The following is a 256-nucleotide window of genomic DNA, read 5'->3' as shown; positions in this document are numbered from 1 at the left end:
TCCTCGGCCCCCGCGCCCACCCGCTCGGCCACGCCGCCCTCCCCGTCGTCTCCCCCCACCTCGTCCTCGCCGTCGGGCACGGGATCCGGCAGTCCGACGCCGAGCACCCCCGCCCCGACGCCGACCTCCGCGACGCCGACCCCGACGTCCCCGACCCCGACGTCCCCGAGCCCGTCCGGTCCGACCACGAGCGCGTCCGGTCCGTCCACGAGCGCGCCGGCCACGGACCCTGCGCCGGTCCCGACCGAGTCCGCAC

At 80.1% G+C, this 256-nt stretch carries 1 protein-coding gene; it reads right to left on the bottom strand.

What is annotated here, in order from left to right; genetic code table 11:
* Window positions 1-256 (bottom strand): hypothetical protein (locus KVS67_RS14430; RefSeq protein WP_217565478.1); only part of this gene is annotated, 256 nt, incomplete at both ends.

Origin of the sequence: Micrococcus sp. GbtcB5 (assembly GCF_019091605.1) — a bacterium.
In the GTDB taxonomy this organism is placed as follows: Bacteria; Actinomycetota; Actinomycetes; order Actinomycetales; family Micrococcaceae; genus Micrococcus; species Micrococcus luteus.
This window is presented reverse-complemented; position numbering and strand designations above follow the sequence as displayed.